At 45.0% G+C, this 26,926-nt stretch carries 19 protein-coding genes; 9 read left to right on the forward strand and 10 right to left on the reverse strand.

Translation table 11 applies throughout. From position 1 onward, the window contains the following. Window position 1: 1 nt before the first annotated feature. Genes AC27KT_RS11145 through AC27KT_RS11165 form a run of 5 tightly spaced genes read left to right on the forward strand, consistent with a single transcriptional unit; the run spans window position 2 to window position 4,511 of the window. Window positions 2–808 carry a sulfite exporter TauE/SafE family protein gene (locus AC27KT_RS11145; RefSeq protein ID WP_487129951.1) on the forward strand — a complete coding sequence of 269 codons (807 nt, stop codon included), beginning with the start codon at window positions 2–4 and terminating at the stop codon, window positions 806–808. 4 nt (window positions 809–812) lie between these two features. Further along, window positions 813–1,625 carry a prolipoprotein diacylglyceryl transferase gene (gene lgt / locus AC27KT_RS11150; protein WP_487129953.1) on the forward strand — a complete coding sequence of 271 codons (813 nt, stop codon included), beginning with the start codon at window positions 813–815 and terminating at the stop codon, window positions 1,623–1,625. Between the two features lie 8 nt (window positions 1,626–1,633). Then, window positions 1,634–2,467 (forward strand): thymidylate synthase, encoded by an 834-nt coding sequence (locus AC27KT_RS11155; protein ID WP_487129955.1) that lies wholly within the window; start codon window positions 1,634–1,636, stop codon window positions 2,465–2,467. Between the two features lie 8 nt (window positions 2,468–2,475). Next, complete coding sequence (locus tag AC27KT_RS11160; RefSeq protein ID WP_487129957.1) at window positions 2,476–3,540, forward strand: response regulator; 1,065 nt, start codon at window positions 2,476–2,478, stop codon at window positions 3,538–3,540. After that, entirely contained in the window at window positions 3,537–4,511 is a 975-nt protein-coding gene (locus AC27KT_RS11165; protein ID WP_487129959.1) for a GGDEF domain-containing protein, read from the forward strand. The genes AC27KT_RS11160 and AC27KT_RS11165 overlap by 4 nt, the downstream gene beginning before the upstream one ends. 13 nt (window positions 4,512–4,524) lie before the next feature. On the opposite strand, the gene AC27KT_RS11170 is transcribed toward AC27KT_RS11165, so the two are convergent. The 6 genes from AC27KT_RS11170 to rapA all read right to left on the reverse strand — a co-directional run bounded on the left by AC27KT_RS11170 (window position 4,525) and on the right by rapA (window position 13,390). Beyond that, entirely contained in the window at window positions 4,525–6,705 is a 2,181-nt protein-coding gene (locus AC27KT_RS11170) for a response regulator (RefSeq protein WP_487129961.1), read from the reverse strand. A gap of 116 nt (window positions 6,706–6,821) precedes the next feature. Beyond that, window positions 6,822–8,168 carry an AmpG family muropeptide MFS transporter gene (locus AC27KT_RS11175; RefSeq protein WP_487129963.1) on the reverse strand — a complete coding sequence of 449 codons (1,347 nt, stop codon included), beginning with the start codon at window positions 8,166–8,168 and terminating at the stop codon, window positions 6,822–6,824. Window positions 8,169–8,238: 70 nt separating this feature from the next. Continuing rightward, entirely contained in the window at window positions 8,239–8,562 is a 324-nt protein-coding gene (locus AC27KT_RS11180; RefSeq protein WP_039217459.1) for a hypothetical protein, read from the reverse strand. 142 nt (window positions 8,563–8,704) lie between these two features. Then, entirely contained in the window at window positions 8,705–9,592 is an 888-nt protein-coding gene (locus AC27KT_RS11185) for a DUF3530 family protein (protein WP_487129965.1), read from the reverse strand. 152 nt (window positions 9,593–9,744) lie between these two features. Continuing rightward, on the reverse strand, window positions 9,745–10,461 hold the full coding sequence (rluA, locus tag AC27KT_RS11190) for a bifunctional tRNA pseudouridine(32) synthase/23S rRNA pseudouridine(746) synthase RluA (RefSeq protein WP_487129967.1): 717 nt from the start codon (window positions 10,459–10,461) through the stop codon (window positions 9,745–9,747). Window positions 10,462–10,510: 49 nt separating this feature from the next. Further along, window positions 10,511–13,390: an RNA polymerase-associated protein RapA gene (rapA, locus tag AC27KT_RS11195; RefSeq protein ID WP_487129969.1), complete on the reverse strand. Its 2,880-nt coding sequence runs from the start codon at window positions 13,388–13,390 to the stop codon at window positions 10,511–10,513. A gap of 382 nt (window positions 13,391–13,772) precedes the next feature. On the opposite strand from rapA, the gene AC27KT_RS11200 reads away from it, so the two are divergent. From AC27KT_RS11200 to ccoG, 3 genes are all read left to right on the forward strand, one after another. Then, window positions 13,773–15,170, forward strand: coding sequence for a PhoH family protein (locus AC27KT_RS11200; protein ID WP_487129971.1), 1,398 nt, complete (start codon window positions 13,773–13,775; stop codon window positions 15,168–15,170). A gap of 93 nt (window positions 15,171–15,263) precedes the next feature. Next, window positions 15,264–16,661, forward strand: a complete 1,398-nt coding sequence (locus AC27KT_RS11205; RefSeq protein ID WP_487129973.1) for an aminotransferase-like domain-containing protein — start codon at window positions 15,264–15,266, stop codon at window positions 16,659–16,661. A 113-nt stretch (window positions 16,662–16,774) separates the two neighbouring features. Next, complete coding sequence (gene ccoG, locus AC27KT_RS11210) at window positions 16,775–18,142, forward strand: cytochrome c oxidase accessory protein CcoG (protein ID WP_487129975.1); 1,368 nt, start codon at window positions 16,775–16,777, stop codon at window positions 18,140–18,142. Between the two features lie 13 nt (window positions 18,143–18,155). Here ccoG and AC27KT_RS11215 read toward each other — a convergent pair whose 3' ends face one another. The 3 genes from AC27KT_RS11215 to AC27KT_RS11225 form a co-directional block, all read right to left on the reverse strand. Further along, on the reverse strand, window positions 18,156–19,157 hold the full coding sequence (locus AC27KT_RS11215; RefSeq protein WP_487129977.1) for a hypothetical protein: 1,002 nt from the start codon (window positions 19,155–19,157) through the stop codon (window positions 18,156–18,158). A 185-nt stretch (window positions 19,158–19,342) separates the two neighbouring features. Continuing rightward, window positions 19,343–20,728: a siroheme synthase CysG gene (cysG, locus tag AC27KT_RS11220; RefSeq protein ID WP_487129979.1), complete on the reverse strand. Its 1,386-nt coding sequence runs from the start codon at window positions 20,726–20,728 to the stop codon at window positions 19,343–19,345. Between the two features lie 129 nt (window positions 20,729–20,857). Then, window positions 20,858–22,657, reverse strand: coding sequence for a DEAD/DEAH box helicase (locus AC27KT_RS11225; RefSeq protein WP_487129981.1), 1,800 nt, complete (start codon window positions 22,655–22,657; stop codon window positions 20,858–20,860). Between the two features lie 305 nt (window positions 22,658–22,962). On the opposite strand from AC27KT_RS11225, the gene prsT reads away from it, so the two are divergent. Beyond that, a complete protein-coding gene (gene prsT / locus AC27KT_RS11230; protein ID WP_487129983.1) occupies window positions 22,963–25,737 on the forward strand; it encodes an XrtA/PEP-CTERM system TPR-repeat protein PrsT in 2,775 nt (924 codons plus the stop codon). A gap of 186 nt (window positions 25,738–25,923) precedes the next feature. On the opposite strand, the gene AC27KT_RS11235 is transcribed toward prsT, so the two are convergent. Continuing rightward, window positions 25,924–26,778: an ion transporter gene (locus tag AC27KT_RS11235; RefSeq protein ID WP_487129985.1), complete on the reverse strand. Its 855-nt coding sequence runs from the start codon at window positions 26,776–26,778 to the stop codon at window positions 25,924–25,926. Window positions 26,779–26,926: the final 148 nt, after the last annotated feature.

Below are 26,926 nucleotides of genomic sequence, written 5' to 3' on the forward strand. Positions count from 1 at the left end.
AATGGACCCATTTGTAGTAATTATTGTCAGCTGTTTGATGTTGGGCTCTGTGGTTGGAATTCTGGCGGGTATGTTAGGTATTGGGGGCGGTTTAATTATCGTACCTGCGCTGTCATACCTACTGATTCATTTTCTTGGCATGACTACCGAAACAGTTATGCCTGTCGCTATCGCCACTTCTTTATCGACCATTATTTTCACTGGCATGTCGTCGGCTTTAGCGCATTACAAACTGGGTAATATTCAAAAGCATATTGTACTTTACACAGGCTTAGGCATCGCGTTTGGCGCAATTGTTGGTGCACAGGTGGCAAGTCATATTTCTGGCGAATTACTTAAAGATGTGTTCGCTGTACTGGTTATTTTGATCGCGCTACAGATGATATTTGGTAAGCAAAAAGCATCTGAAAACGAAGCCTCTAAAGGTTCCTTGAGCGCCGTTGGCGGCGCTGCTGGCCTCCTTAGCGCACTTATGGGAATTGGCGGCGGTGCATTATTGGTGCCTGCGTTAGTATGGTTTCGTGTTAATGTACGCGCGGCAATTGGCTGTGCCGCTTTTTGCGGGTTGGTTATTGCCGTTTTTGGTACCACAAGTTTCGTTATAGCTGGGTGGGGTGAGATAGATGTACCAGAATACAGTATGGGTTATGTTTATCTGCCTGCTACAGCTGGTATTGTTGCAACCTCTATGTTTACCGCAAATATAGGGGCGAAGCTTGGGCAGCGAGTAAATGTACGCGTGTTGAAAGCGATGTTGGCATGCTTACTTGTTTTAGTAAGTATCAGAATGATTTTAGGAATTGAATAAAGTAATGGAACAGAGCAGTTATCTGGTATTTCCCAGTATCGACCCCGTTATCTTCAGTGTCGGTCCGTTAAGTGTCCGCTGGTACGGCTTAATGTATTTAGTGGGTTTTATTGCCGCATACTTGCTGGCACAAAAGCGTCTTTCACAGACTAGCTGGAGTCGTGAGCAGCTAAGCGATATGCTTTTTTGGAGCTTTGTTGGCGTGATTTTGGGCGGCCGCATAGGCTATGTGCTTTTCTACCAGTTTGGCATGTTCTTAGATGACCCTTTGTATTTATTTAAAATTTGGGCAGGTGGAATGTCTTTCCATGGCGGCTTGTTAGGGGTATTGACGGCGCTTTTCTGGCGCGCCAAATGTATGAATACCACCTTCTTGCGATTAGGTGATTTTGTTGCGCCATTAGTACCCATTGGCTTAGGTGCCGGCAGAATTGGCAACTTTCTAAATGCCGAGCTCTGGGGACGCACCACGGACGTACCTTGGGCCGTCATTTTTCCTAATGCGGGCCATGTTCCTCGGCACCCGTCCCAATTGTACGAATTTGCTCTTGAGGGCGTACTACTCTTTATTATCCTATGGCTCTATTCTGCCAAAAAGCGTCCAGTAGGGGCAGTAAGTGGCTTGTTCTTACTTGGCTACGGAAGCTTCCGGTTTATTGTTGAGTATTTCAGAGAACCCGACGCACATATTGGCTTATATCAAATGGGCCTAAGTCAGGGGCAACTTCTTTGTTTACCTATGATAGCTTTAGGAATAGGATTAATAGTCCGTGCTTACATGCGCGGAAAAGACCATGTTGAACAGCAAAAAATATAAGAATAACGATGAAAGAATATCTCGCTCTAATGCGCCATGTACGTGATACGGGTGTGAAAAAGGAAGATCGAACTGGTACAGGTACGTTAAGTGTATTCGGTTATCAGATGCGTTTTAATCTTCAGGAAGGTTTCCCTTTGGTGACAACAAAGAAATGTCACCTTAAATCAATCATTCACGAGCTACTATGGTTTCTTAAGGGCGAAACGAATATCGCTTATTTGAAAGAGCATGGTGTGAGTATTTGGGACGAGTGGGCTACCGATGAAGGCGAGCTTGGGCCGGTTTATGGTCGTCAGTGGCGTAGTTGGGATCGCGGTGACGGCACATCGGTAGACCAAATTGCCGAAGTGGTTGAGCAAATCAAAAACAATCCAGACTCTCGCCGGCTTATCGTAAGCGGCTGGAACCCTGCGGTACTCCCTGATACTAATTACTCTCCTAAAGAAAATGCAGCGATGGGCAAGCAAGCACTGCCCCCCTGCCATACACTTTTCCAGTTTTATGTGTTAGACGGTAAGCTTAGCTGCCAACTTTACCAACGAAGCGGCGATATTTTCTTGGGCGTTCCTTTCAATATCGCAAGTTATGCTTTATTGACAATGATGATGGCGCAAGTGTGTGACCTAGAGCCCGGCGATTTTATTCACACGCTAGGCGATGCGCATTTGTATTCAAACCATCTTGAGCAGGTAGAGCTACAGCTTAGTCGCGAACCGTTTGCACGCCCAACTATGGAAATTAACCCAGAGGTTAAAGATATTTTTGGGTTCTCTTTCGACGATTTTACGCTTAAAAACTATCAGTCACACCCACACATTAAAGCCCCTGTAGCTATTTAGGAGTTACCATGAGTACTCCGATTTTGATTTGCGATGACTCAGGCTTCGCAAGGCGGCAAATGGCGCGCAGTTTACCTGATGGCTGGGATGTCGATATTTCGTTCGCCGAGAATGGTGAACAAGCCCTTGCTCTTATTCGAGAAGGCAAAGGCGACGTGGTGTTTCTCGACTTAAACATGCCGGTAATGGACGGTTACCAAACCATGGAGGCTATCCGTCAACATGACCTACCATGTTTAGTGGTAGTGGTCTCCGGAGATGTTCAATCACAAGCGCGAGAAAAAATGCTTGCTCTTGGGGCTTTGGATTTCATTCGAAAACCTATCGATAACGAAAAGCTTAGTCACATCTTAGCCTCTTACGGTATTTACAGCGGGGAGAAACACGCTTCTGGTACGCGGTTGCAAAAAGTCCAGTATGAGCCGGGTAACGCTCAACCCAATGGTCAAACAAGTAAAGAAGATCAATTAGACGCATGCCGCGAAATGGTGAATATTGCCATGGGACGTGCTGGAGAAAATCTTGCTGCGTTGCTAGGCGAGTTTATTGACTTACCCATACCAAACGTAAACCTAATAGAAAGCAATGAACTGTCCATGGCGATTGCTGAGATTAATCGTAGCGACAGTGTTTCAGCGGTTTCGAAAGGTTTTATTAGCGAAGGGATAAGCGGTGAGGCTCTGGTCATCTTTAATGATACTAACTCACAGAATATTGTGGAGCTATTAAAGTATCCCCCGTCTGCCTCTTCAGATAAGCTCGCTCTTGAGGCACTCATGGATGTTTCAAACATTCTTATAGGCGCTTGTTTGAACGGTTTGTCAGAACAGCTTAACGTTGCCTTCAGCCATACGCATCCTGTTTTGCTGGGGCAGCATCAAGGGTTATCAACCCTATTGAGCGATAATGTACAGCGCTGGGGAAAGTTGATGGCCATTGAAATCGGCTATGCGATCAAATCAAAGGGTATCGCTTTTGACCTATTACTGCTGTTTCCTGGCGATGCAATGAATCATATTTACGCCAGATTGTTCGATGACGGCTTAGTAACACAGGACCAGGAAGGCCTATGAATGCTTCAACAGATATGAGCAATGCTGGTGCGCTTATTGACTCATCGTATGTACCAGCTGAGTTACTTGATTCAATCGAAGTTGGGATTGCGGTACTAGATCGCAATTTCAACGTGCAAGTATGGAACAAATTTCTAGAGAACCATGGTGCCAAGAAAGCTGAATCTATTATTGGAAACAGCTTGTTCTCTCACTTCCCTGAAATTGAAGAAAGGTGGCTTAGAACCAAAGTTGATCCTGTGTTTAATTTAAAAAGCCCAGTGTTTATCATTTGGGAGCAGCGACCCTATTTATTTAAATTCGATTGTAACCGCCCGGTAACTTGCGCTGCTGATTTTATGTATCAGAACGTGACTATGTTCCCAATTGTCGACCAGAATGGCCATGTAGAGCGGTTCTGTATGTTAGTTTACGATGTAACTGAACAGGCACTTGGTAAGCTTGGCATGGAACATCTAAACGAAGAATTGAAAACCGCAAGCCGAGTGGATGGTTTAACAGGCTTATTTAACCGCCGCTATTGGCAAGAACGCTTTGATGAAATGCACAAATTGTGTGTTCGGCGAGAAAAACCTAGCACTGCCCTTATGTTAGACATCGACCACTTTAAGCGCATTAATGATACCTACGGTCACCAAGCAGGCGACAAGGTGATAAAAATGCTTGCCGCCTTGATCAAGCGTTGTGTGCGTGAGACTGACCTAGCTGGGCGTTATGGTGGTGAAGAGTTTGCCATTATTCTTAACGACTCGTCCGTTGAAGATGCACAGGCGGTGGCAGAGCGTATTCGTCAACTCGCACAGCGTTTGGTAGTTGAACACGATGGTGAGTCGATAACCTTCACCGTTAGTCTTGGCTTAGCGCAATTCTCATCCGATTTTGAGGGGGCGATGGCCTGGCTTGAATGTGCCGACCAAGCCCTTTACCAAGCTAAAGAAAATGGTAGAAATCAGTACCGTATTTACGCTTAGACCAGAACGCCCTTTAGGATAGCGCAAGGCGCAAGGTGTTTCTAAGTTCTTGAAAGGTGACCGGCTTTACAAGGTGATAGCGAATGCCCGCTTGCAGTGAAGCCTCTTTATCATTTCGGTGGGCGTTAGCGGTAAGGGCAATTACAGGGAGGTTAGGGTGCCCTTCTTTCATTATTTTTGCTACTTCCAAGCCGTTAATATCTGGCAGGTTGATGTCGAGCAACACGCAGTCAAAAGCGGTTTCGTTAGTCCGGCTAATGGCATCGTCGCCAGTGTAGCTCACAGTTACATGGTGCCCCATACTCTTTAGCATGTACTCTACCATTTCGGCGTTAATCGGTTCATCTTCAACAACTAATATGTTGGCCTTGGCTTTATCTTTTATGGCTTTAGTATTATTTAACGTTAGTTGATGAATGGCGTCTACAAACCGGTTTCTGTCGATAGGTTTAACAAAACTCTGATATATGGGTAGCTCGCTGTTGGCGATAATATTTGCAATATCCGGTGTTGCCGATAATACGATGACCGGTGGCACTCGCTCTCCGTAGATGGCGCGTAGTGTTTTCACCAGTTCAAGTCCATTCATCCCAGGCATATATAAATCGGCAATGATGCCCGAGAATTGAAGCAGTTCTTCGTGAAGGTTCAAAAGGTTGGCGCCAGACGAAAATGTTCTTACGCTATAGCCTTCTTTGGTAACAATGGACTGAAGGTGAAGCCTTGATATTTCTAAATCGTCGACAACCGCGAATTTGGCATTTGAAGGAGTAGATGACACCGATGGTGAATCTTCTAGGGGCTTAATAGGCAGTGATATTTTAAATTCCGAGCCGACGCCGACAGTACTATTAACCTGAAGAGTACCGCCAAGTATATCAATACTGCGTTTGGCTACGTATAAGCCAATTCCAGCACCTGGGTAGCGCTGACTTTGTGGATGTTCCCCTCGGTAAAAGCGCTCGAACATATGCTTCTGCGTATTATCATCAATGCCGATGCCGGTGTCATTAACGGTGATTATTAAGAATATTCGTTTATTTTTTACTAAGGTTGTGACGGTTACATCAATAAGCCCTGTAGAAGTAAACTTTACGGCGTTATCGAGTATATTCACTATGACTTTGGAGAGTGCCATAGGATCGGTCTCTGCATGGCTAGGTACGCTATGACTGCAATGCATATTGAATTCAAGCTTTTTGTCTTTAACTCTAACCGAAAACGGTGAAATACACTCGTCTAATAGACTGATTAAATCTACATTCGAAAGTTGAAGGTCATCCTCTACGTGGTTATTGAGTATATCAGTAAGATTGTTTGTTAAATTTAGTAACCGGTAACTGGACTGCTCAGCTTGCTGAATCAATCGAGTACGCTGTTCTTTCAAATTAGGAATAAGCTCCAAGGCACTAATAATGGCGCTAATGGGGGCCCTAAATTCATGGCTGATAAGTTTCAAAAACTCTTTATTTTGCAAATTCGTCTGATCATCTGCGATTGCCAGTCTCAACTTTGATTTATGTAGTTTTCGCAATGGCTTTTTGATTGAACTTTTGTAAAAGAGCCATACTAAAAAGTACCAAAGCACCAAAATAATCACACCAAATAGTGTGGTAAGAAATATTTTGTGTTGCAGTGACTGAATACGGCTCAACAGGGCGTTTTCTTCTGCTTGTAAGGCTTTTAAAAGCGGAAGCAGGCTAAAGCCATCTTTTTTAATGTAGCGAACTTTCTCTGTGTGTGGGAGTTGAATAAGCGTGTGAAGCAGTAGCAGCGTTGTTTTTGTGGTTTCTTTCGCCGAGGTGTTTCCCAGGCTGGTTGTTGCTTCCCTAAACGCAGTGTCAGAAAGGGGAGAAAGCGCCTCATCAACGCCACCTTCTTTTTGTATATGTTGCTGCAACCCTTGAAAAGCAATTTGTAACTCATACTCTAAAGCAGTGCGGGTGCGGTTAGCTCCTTGATCATGAGTGTAGAGTTGATGAATTCTATGCTCAGAGGTAAGCAACCCGTCCCGAAGCTCGCTTTGCTGATTGAGCTTGGTAATAAAAGACTGCTGCTTGCTGATTAATGCCAGCAAGATTGAAAAAATAACGATGCCAAACAACAAGGCCGTCGCATTCACTTTAGAAAAACTAAATGCGACGGCGTTGCTCAATGTCTTCCGCTGTAGCTTAGTAGCATCGTTTGGACTCAACTTTCTTCCTTGCAAGTTAGCGTTAGTTGCCTTCTATAAAGGTAGGCAACTAACGCTAACTTGCAAGGAAATGTCGTCAAATTAATTGGAAGTAAAAAAAGAATAGAACCGTTTAACTATGACGTTTCAACGCGTTTAATGTGATGCCTAATAGCGTGTAAAAAGCAAAGGCTTGGTATTACCATAACCGCCGTTAAAACAAAAAATAAACTCCAGTTTCCGCTCAGGCTATCCACAACCAAGCCACTGCTAGAGGCGACTAACGTCCTCCCCGCAACGCTGAGCGAGGCCATAAGGGCATATTGAGTGGCGCTAAAAGCACGATTACATAGAAGCGATATAAAGGCGACCATAGCTACAGTGCTCCATGCTCCTGTAAAACCGTCTACAATGACAGTAATGGCTAACAGTGAAGTAGAAGGCCCCGTTTGTGCAATGAGCGCAAACAGAAGGTTTGAAGCCGCCATAGCAACACCCGCAGTCATCAGCCCTCGATAAATACCATAACGGATATTGACTAGCCCACCTAGTAGTGAAAAGACGATCGTCACCCACCAGTTAAGAAGCTTTGAATAAGTGGCAATATCGCTATTTGAAAACCCAACCTCTTTGTAGAACACAATGCTCATACGACCTAAAAAAGCTTCACCAATTTTGAAAAGGAAAATGAATAATAAAAATGAAGCTGCCAGCTTGATACCATTTCGATTAAAGAACTCAGAAAATGGCGTAACAAGCGTTGTTCTTAACCAATTAATCACCGCCGAGTTATTTGCGTGGGTATTTGTTATTCGGCCAAGCAGCGCTTCTCTATCTACGCTTGGCTCATTGGCAAAGCAAGTCGCAAAGGCCAATAAAGCCATGATAGCACCCAGTAATAGATATATGTTTGGCCATGACCACGACGTTAGATCTGCTAAAAAAAAGGGAATAGCACCAAGGCCACCATAACCTGTCCACCAACCGGCGGTCGCCATCGATGAGGCGGCTGACATACCGTCTTTATCACCTTGTTCAATACAGTCAATCCGAAAGCCATCAATAGCAATATCCTGCGTAGCAGAAGCAATGGCAATCAATAAGCCGATTAATGCAACGTAAAATAAATCATGGTCAGTGTTAAGTTGTGACATCGCTAAGCACAGTAGTACGACACAGCTTTGCATCAAAAAAATCCAGCCTCGTCGCTGCCCTAACAGTGGGGGCTTAAGTTTGTCGACAAGAGGAGACCATAAGAAGTTAAATGAGTAAGTGGCGAAGATGATGCCAAACAAACCAATAGCCGAACGCGATAACCCTTCATCCTTTAACCATGCTGATAATACCGAACCAATCATGATCCAAGGAAAGCCACTGGAAATGCCAAAAAGAAAAATGGTTAGGTAACGTTTGTCATTGAACGTTTTTAATGCAGTTAGCAATACTTCGACCTTTGGCGTTAACTCAAAAGTGTATTGAGCCATGAACCACGGTGTTTAGCAATAAAACTGTGAAGGCGGATTGTTATTATTAACTTGGTTAGGTAAGAGAGATTTAAGGGCGGATCCCCACGCAGTCTAGAGGACAATGCCCTAGGCCTTCAAGAAAATTGACGCAATTAGTAAGCTCATCAACAAGAAACTGATCTTTTGTCAATTTTTCTTCATTCCAATAATGCACTTGGTGAAGCAAATGCCAAAATACACGTTCCTTCTGCGTGTAAGGCTGTGTTAGCGTGCATTCAATTTGCCCCCATTCTTCCATACTATCCCAAAAGAATAGCTCGATCTCCTCGATCGGAAGCTCTCCCTGCCAAAATGCCCTCAAATAGAAACACAGCTGTTTCGCTTTGTTATCTACAAAATCCTGAACATTCACGAGTAACTCAACCGTCTTTGTCTGCTTAAATTAGTATAGTCCATTACTTGAATCCCATTGACTGCATTGACCCACTGTTCGCTCTATAGCGGGTAGGTAACTGTTTTGGGTACTAATTTAGCGTAATCTCAAGATGACGTAATTACCAGCCTAGATGCCGTGTCCAACCTATGGTGCTATTCGCAACCATCTGAATGTTAGGTGTTTTTTCAATTTCTTTTATACTAAAGGTTAAAGAATTATTTGGAATGATAACTTGCCTGTAGTGTAACTTCAGTTCATTTTTTGCTCTAACTTTCCTTTTCATAGTCGTGCTAGTCTCCCAGTCATTAAAGTTGCTGAGAGATAGGTCGAGCACTGGGAAGCTCGCTTTCGCTATAGTGTCAATTACTAAGTTGTTTGTAGTTTCCTCTGGCCAAAACGGCGAAATGGCAACAAAAGTGTCAGGCTGTAAGCTAGGTATTGTCTCTATGGAGGACAGGTAAGCGGTAGCAAGCATGCCCTGCGCGATGACCATGCGATAGCCTGTTCTATTCTGTAAATAATTGTCTAGGGCATTAAGCTGTAACGCTAAGGCTGTGGTCGATGTTTCAAAGTTGAGGTACTGCGTTAGTTGGTTACTTCTAGGGTGAATGACTTTCGCTGTATCAGTTAATGGCGAGGCTCCCTCTGTCAATATTTCGCTGTCCTGTTCACCATTGGGTTTGGCGGTGGTCGAACTTATGGGCATGTTGAAAGGGCTTATAACGACATTCCAGCCTTTTTCTGCAAGCATATTTGCTAAGCTATTTCCTTGCGCGAGGGTAAGGCTCGATGGAAAAGGCTCTGTGAGCACAATGGCAACCCCCAAGGGGAGAGGTGTTTTTGCCTCAACTTCAATAAGTGGCACTTCCATTTCGCCAACCATAAGCGCTTGTACTTCGCCTGGCAGATAAGCATTTTTTACATCCGTAAAAAAGTCGCAGTAAGCCTTTAAAGGCAATAGCGAAATCATAACTGCCAAGGTTAAAAGGAGAGCGTGCCTTTTCATAAAAAGTGGTTTGCCTTTAGCTATCACTTTGATACAGACAGCGCTGTCTGTATCAAATCAATTCATCAACCATATCGTTCTAATAAGCTTATCGGCAATGCGCTTTAAAACTATAATGAGGTCGTTTGGTAAAGCGGAGTAACGCGAAAATGCTACTCGACATTTTCCGCAAGCGGGTTGGGACGATACTGGCTAAAAGGGATAGTAGTTTGAAAGCGCAGCCAATGCCCACGTGTCGGGTGCGAAAAACTCAAGCTTTCAGCATGAAGCTGTAAACGAGGCGCCATGGATAACGCTTCTTCATGGGCATAGAGTCTATCCCCTAAAATAGGGTGGCCCAAAGCAAGCATATGCACGCGCAGTTGGTGAGAGCGACCGGTAATGGGGTAAAGGGCTACAAGAGAGTGAGGGCGCCCTTTTTCGTCCAGCGTGCGCTCTATTACGTCAAAGTGTGTCACGGCTTTCTTACCGCGCTCTAAGTCTACCATTTGCTTAGGCCTGTTCGGCCAGTCGCAAATGAGTGGAAGGTTAACCTCTCCGCTGTCCTGCTCTACATGTCCATGAACTCGGGCGAAGTAGCGCTTTTTAGTTTGACGTAATTCAAATTGTTTCGAGATATGGCGATGGCTATCTTTATTAAGCGCCAGCACCAAAATACCCGAGGTCGCCATGTCTAAGCGATGCACTACTGTGGCGGTGGGATACACACGGTTCACCCGGCTAATCAGCGAGTCGCGGTGCGCTAATGCTTTGCCCGGAACGCTCAATAGCCCGCTAGGTTTATGCGCAACCACCATGTCCTCATCTTGATACAAAATATCAAGATAAGGTGTCGTCGGTGGGTTATAAACAAAACTTGGGTTCGCCATTATGTTCTCGTTACTTCACAGTCGCTTTTGAATGTTAAACCTTTAGAGGTTACGGGTTATTTACCACAATACGAATGGCGTCCAGCTGAACATCTGCATCCTGAATAACTTTATCAAGGGCGTTCATTTGCGTTTCAATAAACTCAATTTCGCTGTCACGTACTGCTGGGTTACGCTTTTGAAGATCGCGCAAGCGCTGTATTTCTTCGTTAAGTGTGCTGTGCATACTGTTAAGTGCATCGTGTTGCTTTTGGTTAGCTTGCTGATGGGCAAGCTTACGCGCCTTTTCAATGGCAAGCTCAAGCGGCTGTTGTAAAGCTTTTAAAAGCTGAGCTGAGATCTTACGTCCAATCTTACGTTTAACGTCGAAGCTCAAGTCAGACGGATTGCCTTGCGCATCTAAACACACTCTAACCGGCGTTTGTGGTAAGAAGCGGCCTAGTTGAAGTGATTTAGGTGCTTGTGCCTGCAGCACAAATAACGCTTCAATCCAGTACGCGCCTTTTGGCAAAGAAGGCTCGGCAATGAAGCCCATGCTGCTTTTCCCGTGTACGTCAGTAAGCACTACGTCCATGGCGGTATGCACAAGCGGGTGGTCCCAACTTAAAAACTGCACGTTTTCTAGCGTGGTGGCAACACGGCGCTTGTAAGTAACTGTCATGCCTTCTGGGTCTAGACCTGGAAGCTGACTCACCATCGATTCGGTTGGCATAAGAATAAAGCAGTCATTGCCTTTTTCGTCCTGCTGAACACCGATAGCATCGAAAACACGACCCATAAAGCGCGACAAATCTTGTTCGCTATCGAGGGTAATAATGTCTTCAAGCAGTTGTTCTACGCGGCCCTCTCCCGAAGCATTAAGCTCTAGAAGACGATCGCGACCGGCTTCTAGCTGCGCCACGAGCTGGCTATTGAGCGTAACACTCATGTTCACTAGCTCGTCACGGGCGCTCATATCGTCAGGGTGTAAGCAGGCACCAATAAGTAAAGGTTTCACGTCGTCGAACACGCCAGAGCCAGTCGGGCAGGTCTTTTCGAAGGCATTCAGCCCTTCGTGGTACCAATCTAGTAATACATGCTGCGCGGTTTTCGCTAAATACGGCACATGAATTTGTACGGTTTGGGTTTGGCCAATACGGTCAAGACGACCAATACGTTGTTCAAGCAGATCTGGCGTAATAGGCAAATCGAACAGCACCAAATGGTGAGCGAACTGGAAGTTCCGGCCTTCGCTACCAATTTCACTACACAGTAGAATTTGTGCGCCGTCTTCCTCATCAGCAAAGTAATGGGCCGCCTTATCGCGCTCAACAATGCTCATGCCTTCGTGGAACACACTGTGGCGAATACCGGTTTGCGTGCGAATAACCTCACCTAATTCTTGCGCCGTGCGGGCGCTCGCGCAAATAAGCAGAATCTTTTCTGGCTTAACGCCTTGCATGAAATCAAGCAGCCATTCAACGCGCGGGTCATGCTTGGTCCAGCTGTTAACCACGCTTGCCATACGTTCAGGGTACAGTGAATAGGTTAAGTCGCCGCCGCTCACTGCCTCTGAATAAACCTCAGGCAAAGTAAGCTCGTAAGCGCTTAATTTACGTTCCGGAAAGCCTTCTATGTTGGCGCGGCGGTTTCTAAACAGCATACGACCGGTGCCGTGACAATCGATAAGCTGGTGCAGCAGCGCATGGCGATGTTCCGGCGAACTTAAATCACCCGCATGTTCCATTACGTCAGGCGCGAATTCAGCGAGTTTGCTACGCTGTTTATCGTTAGGCTCGGCGTCTGAAAGTAATGGCGCTACCGCATCGGCCAGTTGGCTGTATTTCGACTCTTCATCTAAGAATGCATCGTAGCTATGGAAGCGGGCTGGGTCGAGCAGGCGCAAGCGGGCAAAGTGGCTTTCGTGACCAAGTTGATCAGGCGTTGCGGTAAGCAGTAATACACCGGGTGTTTGGTTTGCCAGCGCTTCCACACACAAGTATTCGGCAGAGGGAGCCTCACTTGACCACGCAAGGTGATGGGCTTCATCGACAACCATTAAATCCCATCCTGCAGCTTGAATTTGCTGCTGGCGTTTTTCGCTCTTGCTTAGGAAGTCGATACTACAAAGTACCAGCTGGTCGTTTTCAAATGGATTCACAGCGCTCGCGTCAGATGTTTCGTCATCTTCTAAGCCTTCGCTCTTCTCAATTGCTTCGCTCTTTTCTATGGCTTCGCAGCGACTTTCATCGTAAATAGCGAAGGGAAGATTTACGCGGCGAAGCATTTCAACAAGCCATTGGTGCATGAGCGAGTCTGGAACCAAAATAAGCACGCGCTCCGCACGGCCTGTTTTAAGCTGTTGGTGAATGATCAACGCGGCTTCAATGGTTTTACCAAGACCTACTTCATCGGCAAGTAATACGCGAGGTGCGTGTCTGCCGCCCACCTCTGACGCAATGTGGAGTTGGTGTGGAATAAGCGATATGCGCGCACCAGCAAGACCAATGGTGTTTGAACGTAAATAGTCGTATTGATGATCTAAAGCACGTTCGCGTAAATCGAACCATTTAGGGTTGTCTAATTGCTGACTGAACAGACGCTTTTCAGGTTGGTTCAAGCGAATATGGCTGTCTAGCATGGTTTCAGGTAATCGCGCTTGCGCTTTGGTATCTTCGCGAAGCCCGTGGTAGATGAAAAGATCTTGGCTTTCTTCTTTTTCAGTAATGGTCATTTCCCAGCCGTCTTGGCTTTTGACCGTTTCGCCAATTTCAAAAACTAGTCGCGTAAGCGGCGCATCTTGCTTAGTATACTTTCGCGCTTCGCCTGTTGCCGGATACAACACTTCAACTGAACGGAAGTCGCTACCAATAACGACACCTAACCCCAGCTCTATTTCTGTGTTGCTTAACCAACGCTGACCAACTGAAAATTGACTATCTGAACTCATAAATCACCAACCTATTTTTCGGGGGGGCAGTATTGTACGCATTGCGTTGTGATAAGTCATTAATACTAGACTACTGGTTGTCATTTTTACTACATAGGCGAAGAGGGGACTGTTCTTCGCTTCTCACTTGCTCTAACGAAAAATAAAAAAGAAAAAACAGTGCTAAATCTCAAAAACTGGATTAAGGTGGAATTAAGGGGTCGCTAATTTAACAAACGAACCTTTGAGGCAGAAAGAGTAGTACTGCTTCTCAGTCGACGCGAGTAGGGGAAGAAGTCCTGTTTCGAGCGGCATTCTCCTACAACCGTAACTGTAGCTTGTTAGCGCGTGCGTTCATAAATGAACAATACGTCTAACCTGGCTTTATTTACCGGAGTGAAGGATGCCAAGAAAAAATTCTACCGATACTAAGATTTACGTCCTCGATACCAATATTCTGCTGCACGAACCTCACGCTTTTCTCTCCTTTAAAGAACATGACGTTGTTATTCCAATGACCGTATTGGAAGAGCTCGACTACATCAAAGACAGCAAAAAAGACGTGGCGCGTGATGCACGGGTATCCATTCGGGCTATGGAGGATTTGCTCCACGACGCAACGCCAGAAGATATGCTAGCGGGTGTATCGATGGAAGGGTTGGGCGCGGGTCAAACGGCACCTACAGGGAGTCTGTCTATATTTGCCGACCTTAATATGGTCGAAGCCCAGCGAGTCTTTACCAGCAATGAGAATGACAACCGCATTATTAACGTAGCGCTGCACTTGCAAAAGACGTTCGCGCCGCAAAAAGTGGTGTTGGTTACTAAAGACCTAAACATGCGGCTTAAGGCGAAAGGAGCAGGCCTCGCTCATGTTGAAGACTACCGCACCGACCAGCTAATTACTGACATCAAATATCTATCTCGCGGGTTTCATACCTTTGATGGTAATTTCTGGGATAGCGTAAAAAGCGTGGATAGCCGCAGCGAAGGGCGCGACACTATTCACACTATCCCCAAGTCTATGTTGCCAGAAGCGTATATCAACGAGTTTTTGCTCGACGAAACTAAACAGTTTGCAGGTTTAGTAGAAGAGATCACCGACGCTCATTTAGAGGTGTTGGATTTAGGTTACGAACGCTTGATGGGTCGTCACGCCTGGGGCATCACACCCAAAAATATAGGGCAGGCCATGGCGCTCCACGCGTTGCTAGACCCACACATTGATATGGTTATTCTCACAGGCCCTGCCGGTAGTGGTAAAACGCTACTTGCGTTAGCGGCAGCCCTTGAAATGGTGGTAGAGCGTAACATGTATGACAAAATCATTGTTACGCGAAGCACGCCGGAAATTGCTGAGTCGATTGGCTTCTTGCCGGGAACGGAAGAAGAAAAAATGTTGCCTTGGTTGGCAGCAATTACCGATTCTTTGGAAGTACTCCACAAGCACGACGAAAATACTAAAGGTTCTATGAATTACATCATGGAAAAAGCCAACATTCAGTACAAGTCGGTGAACTTTATGCGAGGCCGAAGCATTCAAAATGCGATTGTGATTTTGGATGAGTCGCAGAACTTAACGGCATCACAGCTTAAAACGATCATCACACGCTGTGGTGAAGGAACGAAGCTGATAGTGGGGGGTAACTTGGCGCAGATAGACAGTAACTATCTGAGCGCAGTGACATCGGGGCTTACTTACTTGGTTGAGAAGTTTAAAGACTTCTCGGGCAGTGCCACCATAAACCTAGACGGCGTGGTAAGAAGTCGTCTTGCGAGTTTTGCTGAAGAGAATCTTTAACCTAAGGTAGCGCGTAAATTGGTTGTTTTGTTTTTATAACAGAATACTGTCCTCACTGTTATACTCCGCTGGTAGGAACTATCGGAGTATAACGTGGCTAAATACGAAGTTTTAGCTCACCAACTTAAAGAGCAGATTGAGCGTGGCGTGTGGGTAGAAAATGAAAAGCTCCCATCGCTTCGCAAACAGGCAGCACAAACAGGCTTCAGCCTAATGACTGTGCTGCACGCCTATCAGATGTTAGAAAGCCAAGGCATAGTCAGCTCCCAAGAACGTTCTGGCTTTCTGGTAACAGCTAAAGCGAGCAATGCCTCAAAAGCGCGTGTACAGGCCACAGAAGCCGTCAGCATTAATGACTTTGTGTATGAAGTGCTGCAGGCCTCTCGCGACCCCCACATGTTCAGTTTAGGATTTGCTTACCCCGACCCAAGCCTTTATCCAAGGCAACATTTAAATAAATCTATTGCAGCTGCCGCCCAGCAAATTTCCTTGACCAGCGCCATGGATAACTTGCCTCCAGGTAACCTGGACCTTAGAAAAATCATCGCTAAGCGCTATGCCGCCAAAGGTGTAAATATATCGCCTGATGAAATCATTATTACCGCTGGTGCGCTAGAGGCGCTGAACTTGAGTTTGCAGGCATGCACTACACCAGGAGACTGGGTGGTTGTCGAGTCGCCGGTGTTTTATGGAACGCTGCAGGCGCTTCAACGTTTAGGTCTAAAAGCGATTACTGTAACGGTATCACCCAACACTGGCCTGGATGTAGCTGCACTTGAGCGCGCATTTAAAAATCATAATGTGAAAGCCTGCTGGCTTATGAGCAACTTTCAAAATCCAGTTGGATACTCATTGAGTGACGGTCAAAAACAGCAGGTGGCCGCGTTACTCGATAAGTATAATGTTGCCCTTATTGAAGATGATGTGTATGCCGAGCTTTATGCTGATAAGCGTCCACCTCTGCCAATTAAGCATTTTATGAAAGAGGGAGATAGCATGTTGTGTTCATCGTTCTCCAAGTCTTTAGTGGCAGGGTACAGAATAGGGTGGGTCGCCGCAGGTAAGCGTGCCCTTGAAATACAAAAACAGCAGCTTATGAGTACATTGGCAACCAGTGCGCCGATACAGCTTGCGCTTGTAGACTATTTATCCACAAAAAATTACGAGTCTCATTTAAAGCAGCTGCGAAAAAAACTCATCGCTCGTAAGAAGACGATAACGGCGCTGCTTACCAACCTTCTATCAGACGTTGCGACTATTCATACACATAGCGGCGGCTATTTTTTGTGGGTGGAATGCCGGGGGCATGTTGATGCAATGGCTATTTATAAAGAAGCGTTGCGTTTACACATCACCATTGCGCCTGGAAAGCTGTTTAGCTTAACCAATGAGTTTAACCATTGTTTTCGTTTAAACGCCTCGTTTGCTCTGAATGAAGCGAAGCGCAATCAACTGCTTAAGCTTTCGTTATTTATAAAAAGTCTTTCATAAATATCTACGCCTCAAAAAGTCATAGCAACTGATCTATAAAGAAACCCCTAATCTGTTTCTATTTTAACGGCCTTAAATCCCTACCATTAGCGCAAAATTTTCGGAGAAAGCTAATGACGGCAGTTAAAATTCGGCAAAAAGACATCATTGCTTGTACAACCGTAGAAAGCAAAAAAATCTATATCCGTGAGGAAACCGGGCACTTTCAAAAAATACGTCGATACTTGAATGTAGTATTAGTGACGCTGTTTGTTGCGCTCCCCTTTATTCAATACCAAGGACAGCAGGGGATTTTGTTTGATGTGGGGCGTCAAACCCTTACGCTTTTTGCATGGGTGTTGTATCCACAAGACCTCATGATTTTTACCTTTCTGTTTATTCTTGCGGCTTTTGTTTTGTTTTTAGTCACCCGTCATTACGGGCGAATATGGTGTGGCTTTACTTGCCCTCAAACCGTATGGACTCTCGCTTTCAATTGGGTAGAGCGCCGTATTGAAGGTACGCACAACCAAAGCAAGGCTTTAGATAAGCAGCCTAGCTCACTAACAAAAGTAGTTGTAAAGGGGGCAAAACACAGTGCATGGTTGGCACTAAGCCTTATTACTGCGCTGGTATTTATGTCTTACTTCTATCCGGCATCTCGTCTATACACGGAGTTTTTTACTTTCTCTGCGCCTGCGTTAATTTCAGGCTGGACAATGTTCTTTGCCGTTTGCACTTATGCCAATGCCGGTTGGCTTCGAGAGAAAATGTGTACGCATATGTGCCCCTATTCTCGCTTTCAAGCTGCGATGTTTGATAACAGTACGTCATTGGTTACTTACAACGAAACCAGAGGAGAAAGTCGCGGACCTAGGAAGCGTTTTTCACAGCACAAAGACTTGGGAGACTGTGTCGATTGTAATTTATGTGTTCAAGTCTGCCCAGCAGGCATAGATATACGTGAAGGAATTCAGTACGAGTGCATTAACTGTGGCCTGTGTATTGACGCATGCGATAAGGTCATGGCCAAATTTAGCTATCCACTCAAACTTATCAATTTTACGCGAGCCGGCAGAAATTCTGCGCGTAAATTCACTAACTATCTTTACGGCGCTGCAATCATAGCCATACTGCTCGCAATGGGCGAGTGGGCTATCGACAGGCAGGACTTCGAAGCTTCAATTAGCCGTGACCGCAACGCGCTTTACAGAGAGAACAACGCGGGACACATTGAAAACACTTATACGTTAACAGTTTTAAATAAATCCCGCGTGGCCAAAACCTATGAAATTGCTATAGATACGCCATCAGATATGCAGCTTATTAACGTACCGACTATAAACGTAGCACCAGGCGAAAAGCGAAATGTGCCGTTTTCAGTTGAAGCATTATGGCCAATGGCTGATACCATGCAGTCTGTTAGCTTTGTTATTGTTGATAAAGCTACCAACAGTGTGATTGGCAGTGAAGTGATGTTTTATTCGGGGAATGCTAGGTAAATGTAGATGAAACTTACTCTACTACTTCTACTTGGTAGCGCCCGGTCACGATGTTGCGCTCTGTATCTTCTGATACTTGCCCGAAAGGAATGAGTGCTGGGCCGGTTGGATCATAGAGCACGTAGGTGTTTCCCTCGTGCTCTATAGTTCTTTCATCTGCCATAGGCGTCAATGCAATACCGAGCAAGGCATGATTTGGTAAAAATATCATGATCATTTTTGTAGAAGGTAAAAATGCGCGCACCATTGAAGACGCAAGCACCGCTTTACTATCGCAATCACCGAGGTTTTGCATAAGCAAACTGACAGGCGGCGCATAACCAGTACCATTGCTCGCTACTCTATCCTCCAAGGTGTCGTAAGGGATACTTTGAAGCCAGCTAAGAATTAGCGAGAAATAGGCTCTAGAGTCTGACTGTGAAGCCACTTTTTCGTAAAACGCTTGTGATGCTGCAACTAAAGGCTTTACTGACTCAGCAACATATCGCACGTGGTCTGGTTTTACCGCCTTTTGATTAAACAAGGTTGTAAAGCGCGTAAAGTAATGATCTCGCAAGTACTTATCGTACTCTTGCTGCTGAATAGCTTTTAATTTACTGAGTATTTCTTCAACCTTTGCTTCATCTGACCCTGTAACCTGGATATCAATTGACTCTCTTTTGGGCGTTATCTTCACACGCGCAACTTTCGGGTCTATTTTTTTTGCCTCTTCGGTTAATGCGACGATAATGTATCGCTGAGCAATCTTTGGTTTGTAGTTGGCTTGTCGCGAAGGGGCCTCTCTCAATGCGCTATTGGGTAGCTCAAAAGAAATCGATTGTCGTGTGTTATCATTATCTAGCCATTCGTAACTAAAACTCACCCCCGTGTCGGTTTTAGTTTTTTTGTATTTGAGTTGTTCGCCATGGGCAATACACGAAAAGAATATCCCTGAAATAAGTAAAAATACGCTGGCTAACCCATACCAACTCACAGGTTTTAAGGCATAAGGCGGCTGAAAACTCGAAAAAGACAAATAACAGCTAAGGCTTTTTTTTAACAATGGAATGCGCACCGTATTTCACATATTCACAGTATATTGAGTATGCGCGCCTGCGTGTAAAAAACAAGTTCATGCCCTAATCAAATCGGCAGGTGGCATGAATAGCAAAATAGTGTGGGCCAGTTGGTTGTTGTGAAAAGTAAGGCGACTTACGTCGCCTACTCTTTAAACCAGTTTAACTCATCGTGAAGATTCACCACGGTACCTACAATAATTAGGGTCGGCGGCTGAAGCTGCGCCTTTTCCTGCTTAGCCACAATGTCTTCTAGTGTACCGGTTAATACTTGCTGCTTTTCAGTGGTGGCTGACTGAACCAGTGCTATTGGCGTTGAGGCGTCAAGTCCGTGTTCAATCATCTTTTCACAAATGATAGGCAAACCTGTTAGCCCCATATAAAACACAGCGGTTTGATTTTTTTGCGCAAGGGCTTGCCAGTTTAGATCGATAGTACCGTTTTTAAGGTGTCCGGTTGCAAACACCACAGACTGTGCATGGTCTCTATGGGTAAGCGGAATACCAGCATAGCTCGATGCGCCGCTAGCTGCGGTAATGCCGGGAACCACTTGAAACTCAATACCGTGTTCAATAAGGGTTTGAATTTCCTCTCCGCCACGACCGAATATGAAGGGGTCTCCGCCTTTCAAACGCACCACGCGATTACCTTTTTTCGCTTCATTAACCATTAGCTGATTAATATCGTCTTGAGGAAGCGTGTGATTGCTTTTGGCCTTACCTACATAGATTTTCTCAGCATCGCGACGCACAAGCTCAAGAATTTGTGGTGAAACTAAGCGGTCGTAAACAACAACGTCAGCTTTTTGCATTAACCGGAGGGCGCGAAAGGTAAGTAAGTCTGGATCGCCAGGACCTGCCCCTACCAAATACACTTGTCCTTCGACTTTTTTGTCTTCAGCGGCAGCTTGCAATGCTAAGTCAAACGCTTCATCAGCTTTTTGGTCTTGGCCCTTTTCAACCATTTCCGCGATGTCGCCGTCAAGAACGTCCTCCCAAAAGTAACGTCTTGCAGTTACACCGTTAAGCGTCTGTTTTACTTTTTCGCGGAATTTTTCAGAAAACGCGCCTAACCGACTTAAATTAGCAGGCAGAACAGTCTCTAATTTTTGTCGTAAATAACGCAGCAAAACTGGCGCAACACCACCACTACTCATAGCAATGATAATAGGGGAACGGTCAACAATAGAAGGGGTAATAAACTGGCATAGTGGCGTGTTATCTACCACATTAACCAAAACTTTGTTGGCGCGAGCTAAGTCGTGAATATACTGGTTAACATCGCCCTTGTCGGTGGCAATAAACACCATGTCTTTATGGGTAAGGTCGCTATTTTCAAACTCACGTTCAATCAGCGTGACTTTCTCATTTAACGCTAGTTGCTTAACCGTGTCACAAACCCAAGGTGCAACCACTGTAATGGTTGCAGGTGTCTTCATAATAAGCTCTAGCTTACGGGCTGCCACTTCACCGGCCCCAACAATAAGGACATTGAGTTTTCTAGCGTCTAGGAATAGCGGAAAGTAATCCATAAAGGTTTTCTTAGCTTTAAATACAAAAAAAGAACTGACACTATTTTGCGCCAATTCTTTTTAATTAGAAAACAACGAAAACAGCCTTTATATTTCGATTAGTTATATAAAGACTGAATGTATTGCTATTTAGTTCTTACGCTTACGGTTTTCGCGGTCTCCACGATTGCCTCGATCTTCACGGTTGCCGCGAGGCGCTCTGTCGCCACGATTACCACGATCGCCACGACCTTCTCGTTTAGCCGGCGGCGTGTCTGACCATTCGCGAATATTCAAACGCTGACCAGCAACACGGGTACCTTGTAGCGTATCGCGCGTTTCCTTCGGCATGCCGTCAGGAAGATCTACTGTGCTGAAGTTGTCATAAATTTCGATAGCACCAATGTGCTTCGAGTTTATGTTTGCTTCATTAGCAATAGCGCCAACGATGTTGCCAGGCTTCGCACCATGTACGTGACCTACTTCAATACGGAAGCGCTGCATGCCTTCTTCAGGCTTGCGGTTTCCACGAGGTACTCTTGGCTTTCTTTCGCGGCCATCACGACCATCGCGAGAGTTTCTATCACGATTATCGCGCGGGGGCTTGCTATTGATATCTGGTCGATCTGACTCTTTAAGAATTAACGGCTCATCGCCTTGCGCAATTTTAAGTAGCGCAGCCATGATGGTTTCAGGCGATGCTTCGTTTTCTTCTTTAATCATCTCAACAATAGGCATTAATGATTCAATGCTATCGTCTTGAGTAGCTTCGGCAACCGATTGTTTAAAACGGCTTAAACGTGTCTCATTGATTTCGCTGATTGAAGGAATAGGCATCGCTTCAATAGGCTGCTTAGTGGTTTTCTCTATAGAGAACAACAAGCGTTTTTCGCGGTGAGAGATAAATAGGATTGCATCACCTTGACGACCTGCACGACCAGTACGACCAATACGGTGTACGTAAGACTCACTGTCATACGGGATATCGTAGTTGATAACGTGACTTACACGCTCAACGTCAAGACCACGGGCTACTACGTCGGTAGCAACGAGGATATCAATTTTACCCTGCTTAAGTTTTTCAACTGTACGCTCACGGGCTGCCTGAGGAATATCACCGTTTAGCGGCTCTACATCGTAACCTCGAGCAGATAGTTTATCTGCTAGTTCAACCGTAGCGGTTTTAGTACGAACGAATATGATCATACCGTCGAACACTTCCACTTCCATGATGCGGGTTAGTGCTTCAAGTTTGTGGTGCGGTGCGATTTGGCAGTAACGCTGGCGAATTGTACTTGCGGTGCTTACCTTAGACGCAATTTTAACGTGCTTAGGATCTTTTAAGTAACGTTGAGTAATCTTCTTAATTGGGCCAGGCATAGTTGCCGAGAACAGGGCAGTTTGGCGCTCTTCTGGTGCGTGGCTAAGAATAAGTTCAACATCATCAATAAAGCCCATGCGAAGCATTTCGTCAGCTTCGTCTAACACTAAGAACTTAAGTTCGCTTAAGTCTAATGTTTTGCGCTTTATGTGGTCAATGATACGGCCTGGTGTACCCACAACCACTTGAACGCCGCGCTTAAGCTGGCGAATTTGGTTGTCGTACGACTGACCGCCGTATACTGGAAGTACTTTAATTTTTTGACTAAAGCTCGCATAAACCTGAAACGCCTCTGCAACCTGAATAGCTAGTTCACGGGTTGGGGCCAATACCAGTAATTGCGGCTTACGTTGCTCAGGATCGATATTTGCCAACATAGGCAGGGCAAACGCAGCGGTTTTTCCTGTCCCTGTCTGTGCCTGACCGAGTAAATCGTGCCCTTCAAGAATAAGAGGAATACTCTCAGCCTGAATAGGAGACGGTTTCTCGTAGCCAACTTTTTCAAGGGCTTGTAAGATTGGTTCTGGTAAATTGAGGTCTTTAAATGTCATGTCGACAGTTGTTGTCATTAAGGGTCCTGGTGCATTAAGTAAGGAGGGTGCGGCATACGACTAAACCGTACTTTTTCGGTTTATTATCGCAAGACGCTATACAGCGTTGAACTGGCCTTTCCGGCGAGTTAATGAAGCGTATTCTTAGCGTATTTCGCGATATGCTTGCCAGCAGTGTTGCAAAAAACAGTATTATATTCGAATAATGGACAGGTTGCCACGAAATTGCACAAATTAGATGAAATAATGAGCAGTTTAGTCAGTGCTTTTGACAAAGAGCAGGAATGTGACGACAAAAATCTGAGGAAGGGCAAGGAATTACAATGACAAAGCAGAGAACTAATAAATTAATTAAACGCACAACGTTAGCAGTTATGTTAACCACTGTACTTTTGTCAGGGTGTAGCGAGAAGTCGATGGAAAGCCATTTGGCTGATGCACGAAACTATGCCTCTCAACAGCAGCTTGATGCGGCCATCGTTGAATACAAAAACGCTATTCAAAAAGGCCCTAATGCGGCAGAACCTCGCTTTGAGCTAGGAAAACTGTACCTACAACAAAACAATTATGTGGCGGCAGAAAAAGAACTTAACAAGGCAATGGATTTAGGTCATCCCGTTAGCCAAGTTATTCCATTGTTATCTGTGGCTTATCAACAGTCAGGAGCAGAAAATGCCCTCGCTGAAGTAGACTATCGCGCCGAAGGGATGACCGCGGTTGAATCAGCAGAAGTGGGCTTTTATAAGCTTCAAGCACTGATGCAGCTTGGTAAAAAAGAAGAGGCGCAAGCGCTTCTTGCCGATCTTTCTACCCTAGATACAAGTTCGGTTTACAAGGGCCTTATTGATAGTTATGCCTTTGTATTAGAAAACGATATGGAAGGTGCATTAACCGCAACAGAAGCATTGCGCGAGCAAGCGCCGACCAACAAAGACGTATTGCAACAGCTTGCCAAAATTTATCTGCAAAATGGCGAACCAGAAAAAGCTGCAGAGGTATATGGCGTTTATGTTAGCCAGTTTCCTGATGACGTTACCAGTAAATTTGCGTATGCCGCGCTTCTTATTGAGATAAGAGATCTTGATAACGCTCAGCCTATTGTCGATGACTTGTTGGTGCTGAACGAAAACCATCCGCTGCTAAATACTTTTAAAGGCATTATTGAGTCAGCCAACGAAAATTACGTGAAAGCCCTTGAACACTTGGAAATTGCCGTTCAAAACGGTAGGAGCGATCAGGTTGTGCGTTTGGTTGCGGGTTTTAGTGCGTATCAAATTCAAGACTTCGAGGCTGCACAGCGCCACTTGACTATGGTGGCGTCTAGCTTGCCTGATAATCACCCTGGCCTTCGAATGCTAGCAGACAGCATGCTTCAACTAGGTGAAAACGATGAAGCCCTTGAAGTTCTGGCTAGGGTTAAAGGTGAACAAGGTGTTGATGCGGCCCTGTTTTCCAAAGCCAGCTATCAGTTGCTTAGAGAAGGCAACGTCATTGGTGCGCAGCAGATGGTAGAAAAATCTGAAGGGGTGAGTACTACAGCCGAAGACTTATCGCGTTTAGGGGTTTTACAGCTTTCATTAAATGATATCGATGGTTTAGTAAACCTTGAACAAGCGGTTGAGCAAGCACCTGAGTCCGTCACCTCACAAGCAACCTTACTGCGTGCCTACATAGCGACGAATCAGCTGGAAAAAGCAAAAAGTGCTGCAAAAGAGTGGCATGAGGCTTCACCACAGACTGCGGCGCCCCTGATTTATTTGGGGAATATTGCAACGGCAGAAGGGGCATACCAAGAAGCGGCACAATATTTCGACAAAGCGAGTGCGCTTGATGATGCGGGTAATGAGATCACGTATTCTAGAACTAAGCTACTTGTTGCCGAAGGCAAAAAAGACAATGCGGAAGCGCTTATTCGCACCTTCATAGATAAGAATCCCTCGGACGTTCAAGCGTTAGCGTTATGGTTTGCGCTAGCGATGGAAAAGGGAAATGCAGATGCTGTAATTAATCATGCACAGACACAATTTAATGAGAACAAGAGCGACGTAAACCTACGCCTTTTACTAGCAAGAATGTACTCGCTTAATAACCAGCTAGATAAAACGGTTTCATTATTGACTGCTGTTGAAGGTGACGAGTCATCACCTCAGGCTTTTTGGAACTTAAAAGGTCAGGCACTTATTGCGAGCAATAATGTTAACGACGCAACGGCTTTCTTTGATCGCTGGTTATCATTTTATCCACAAGATAAAAATGCGGTGTTGGGCAAGCTGCTTATTGTCGACTCACAAAAGCAATTCAAGCAAGGTCTAGAGTTAACAAACAAGGTGTTGTCTAAGCGCCCAGACGCTCAGCTAACGCTTTTGAAAGCGTATTTTTATAGCCGTCTTGGTCAATCAAAACCGGCATGGGAGATTATAAATAATGTCTCTGAGGAGGTTAAGTCGCTGCCGTTCGTAAGGGGCGTTATTGCGCGTTTACACCTTATAGATAAAGCGCCTGAGCAGGCGGTTGACCACGCGAAAGCAGCTTATGATGCTACTTCAAACTCAGACAATGCTTTGCTGCTTGTTGCGGCCCTTGAAATGTCAGGTAAAAAAGAGCAAGCGTTTAGCTTTCTACAAAAGCACGTAAATGCGCACAATAAAGACGTTCAAAGTGCAATGTTGTTAGCTGAGCGTCAAATAGGAAAAGATAGAGCTGCGGCCATTGATACCTACGAGCTTATACTTACCAAAACCCCCGACAATTTCGTGGTGCTTAACAACCTGGCTTATTTAGCATTTGAAGATAAAAAACTGAATCGAGCAGAAGAACTCGCAAAGAAAGCCGTGTCGCTACAGCGAGAAAATGCTGATGCAGTGGATACGCTTGCTCAAATTTATATTGCCAAGGGCGAAAAAGCTGAAGCTTTGAAGCTCTATGAGCAAATTTCAACAGCCCCCATTGCTAATGATGAGGTGTATTTAAATCACGTTGCCTTGTTGCTTGAACTTGATAAAAAAGCGTTAGCAAAGCGACGCTTAGCAAGCAGAGAGTTCACCTCTGAAGCGGCAAAACAAAGAGTCGAAAGTCTTGAGCAGCAATACGGGATGTAATGCTAGTTCAGCGAGCTAGGGGGCGCGCTTTATTGCATTACAAAAGCCCGATACGAACGAAGGCCACTCAATGTGGCCTTCGGTTTATTCACGTTTTAGTTTCTTTGCTAAGAGCATGGTAATACTCAACTACCGATATATTAATGTGCGGCATGTATTACCATTTCTATAAAACTGCAAAGCCCGTTAGTCGGCTTTGGTTTCGTATTCATTGCTGCCTTGCGATGAAACTTGGGCTTTCAGCTCGCGCAACTCTTTTAAAACATCATGCAAGGTAGGCTCTATGTGGCCTTGTGCAATTTGTTCCTCAAGCAAAGCGGCTTCTTTTTCTGCTCTTGCCTTTTCGTTTTCTCTTTCCATCACGTTTACCACAATGCCTATGACCATGTTAAGGAAGGCAAATGCGGTAAAGAAGATAAAGGTTAAATAGAAAATCCAACTTAGTGAGTACACTTCTTGAGTTTCGTACATCACATCTGTCCAATCTTCAAAGGTCATAATCCTAAAGAGTGTCAGCATAGAGATAGTAATATCGCCCCACAGCACAGGGTTAATATTTTCAAACAACGTGCTGCCTACCGCTGCATATATATAGAAGATGATAAACATCAGCAGCATGACATAGCCTAGCTGAGGCAGAGCTTTTACTAGTGAAACGAGTAATATTCGAAGCTCTGGGATAATGGAAATCATACGAAGCACGCGGAAAACCCTCACTAATCGCGCTATTAGCGCAAGTTCAGTATCGTCTGCCGGTATAAGGCTGATAATCACAATGAGAGTGTCGAACCAGTTCCAGAAGCTCTTGAAAAAATAGCGCTTTTTCTTTTCCGCTAAAAATCGAATGGTAATCTCAGTTAAGAAAAACGCGCTGATGAACCAGTCTAAAAACAAAGTAATAGATGACATGCCAGTAGGTAGTTCATAGGTCTTAGCACCGACTAATAACGCTGATATCACGATGACGCTGATAACAAAGGCTTCAAACCATTTATTTGCTCTTATGCGCTCAAATTTATTTTGTAGTTCAGAGGCTTGCATTTTTATTTATCACTCAAGAAAAAACAATGAACCAAGAAGCTTGTCGTAAACTCACTTGGCGTTATACTAAGGTCGTTGTTAGCACATTTTATGCACCAAAATGTAGGGGCAAAAAGGCGACTTTAAAGCCTTAAACCCGGCAAAAATA

This window comes from Alteromonas sp. 5NW40-0090, from assembly GCF_057552975.1.

Excerpts from the sequence above, each read along its gene's own strand:
- prsT (WP_487129983.1), top strand. The coding sequence starts at position 22,963 with ATGACAAAGCAGAGAACTAATAAATTAATTAAACGCACAACGTTAGCA.
- AC27KT_RS11160 (WP_487129957.1), top strand. The coding sequence starts at position 2,476 with ATGAGTACTCCGATTTTGATTTGCGATGACTCAGGCTTCGCAAGGCGG.
- cysG (WP_487129979.1), bottom strand. The coding sequence starts at position 20,728 with ATGGATTACTTTCCGCTATTCCTAGACGCTAGAAAACTCAATGTCCTT.
- AC27KT_RS11185 (WP_487129965.1), bottom strand. The coding sequence starts at position 9,592 with ATGAAAAGGCACGCTCTCCTTTTAACCTTGGCAGTTATGATTTCGCTA.
- AC27KT_RS11145 (WP_487129951.1), top strand. The coding sequence starts at position 2 with ATGGACCCATTTGTAGTAATTATTGTCAGCTGTTTGATGTTGGGCTCT.
- AC27KT_RS11165 (WP_487129959.1), top strand. The coding sequence starts at position 3,537 with ATGAATGCTTCAACAGATATGAGCAATGCTGGTGCGCTTATTGACTCA.
- rluA (WP_487129967.1), bottom strand. The coding sequence starts at position 10,461 with ATGGCGAACCCAAGTTTTGTTTATAACCCACCGACGACACCTTATCTT.
- rapA (WP_487129969.1), bottom strand. The coding sequence starts at position 13,390 with ATGAGTTCAGATAGTCAATTTTCAGTTGGTCAGCGTTGGTTAAGCAAC.
- ccoG (WP_487129975.1), top strand. The coding sequence starts at position 16,775 with ATGACGGCAGTTAAAATTCGGCAAAAAGACATCATTGCTTGTACAACC.
- AC27KT_RS11175 (WP_487129963.1), bottom strand. The coding sequence starts at position 8,168 with ATGGCTCAATACACTTTTGAGTTAACGCCAAAGGTCGAAGTATTGCTA.
- AC27KT_RS11235 (WP_487129985.1), bottom strand. The coding sequence starts at position 26,778 with ATGCAAGCCTCTGAACTACAAAATAAATTTGAGCGCATAAGAGCAAAT.
- AC27KT_RS11155 (WP_487129955.1), top strand. The coding sequence starts at position 1,634 with ATGAAAGAATATCTCGCTCTAATGCGCCATGTACGTGATACGGGTGTG.
- lgt (WP_487129953.1), top strand. The coding sequence starts at position 813 with ATGGAACAGAGCAGTTATCTGGTATTTCCCAGTATCGACCCCGTTATC.
- AC27KT_RS11200 (WP_487129971.1), top strand. The coding sequence starts at position 13,773 with ATGCCAAGAAAAAATTCTACCGATACTAAGATTTACGTCCTCGATACC.
- AC27KT_RS11225 (WP_487129981.1), bottom strand. The coding sequence starts at position 22,657 with ATGACAACAACTGTCGACATGACATTTAAAGACCTCAATTTACCAGAA.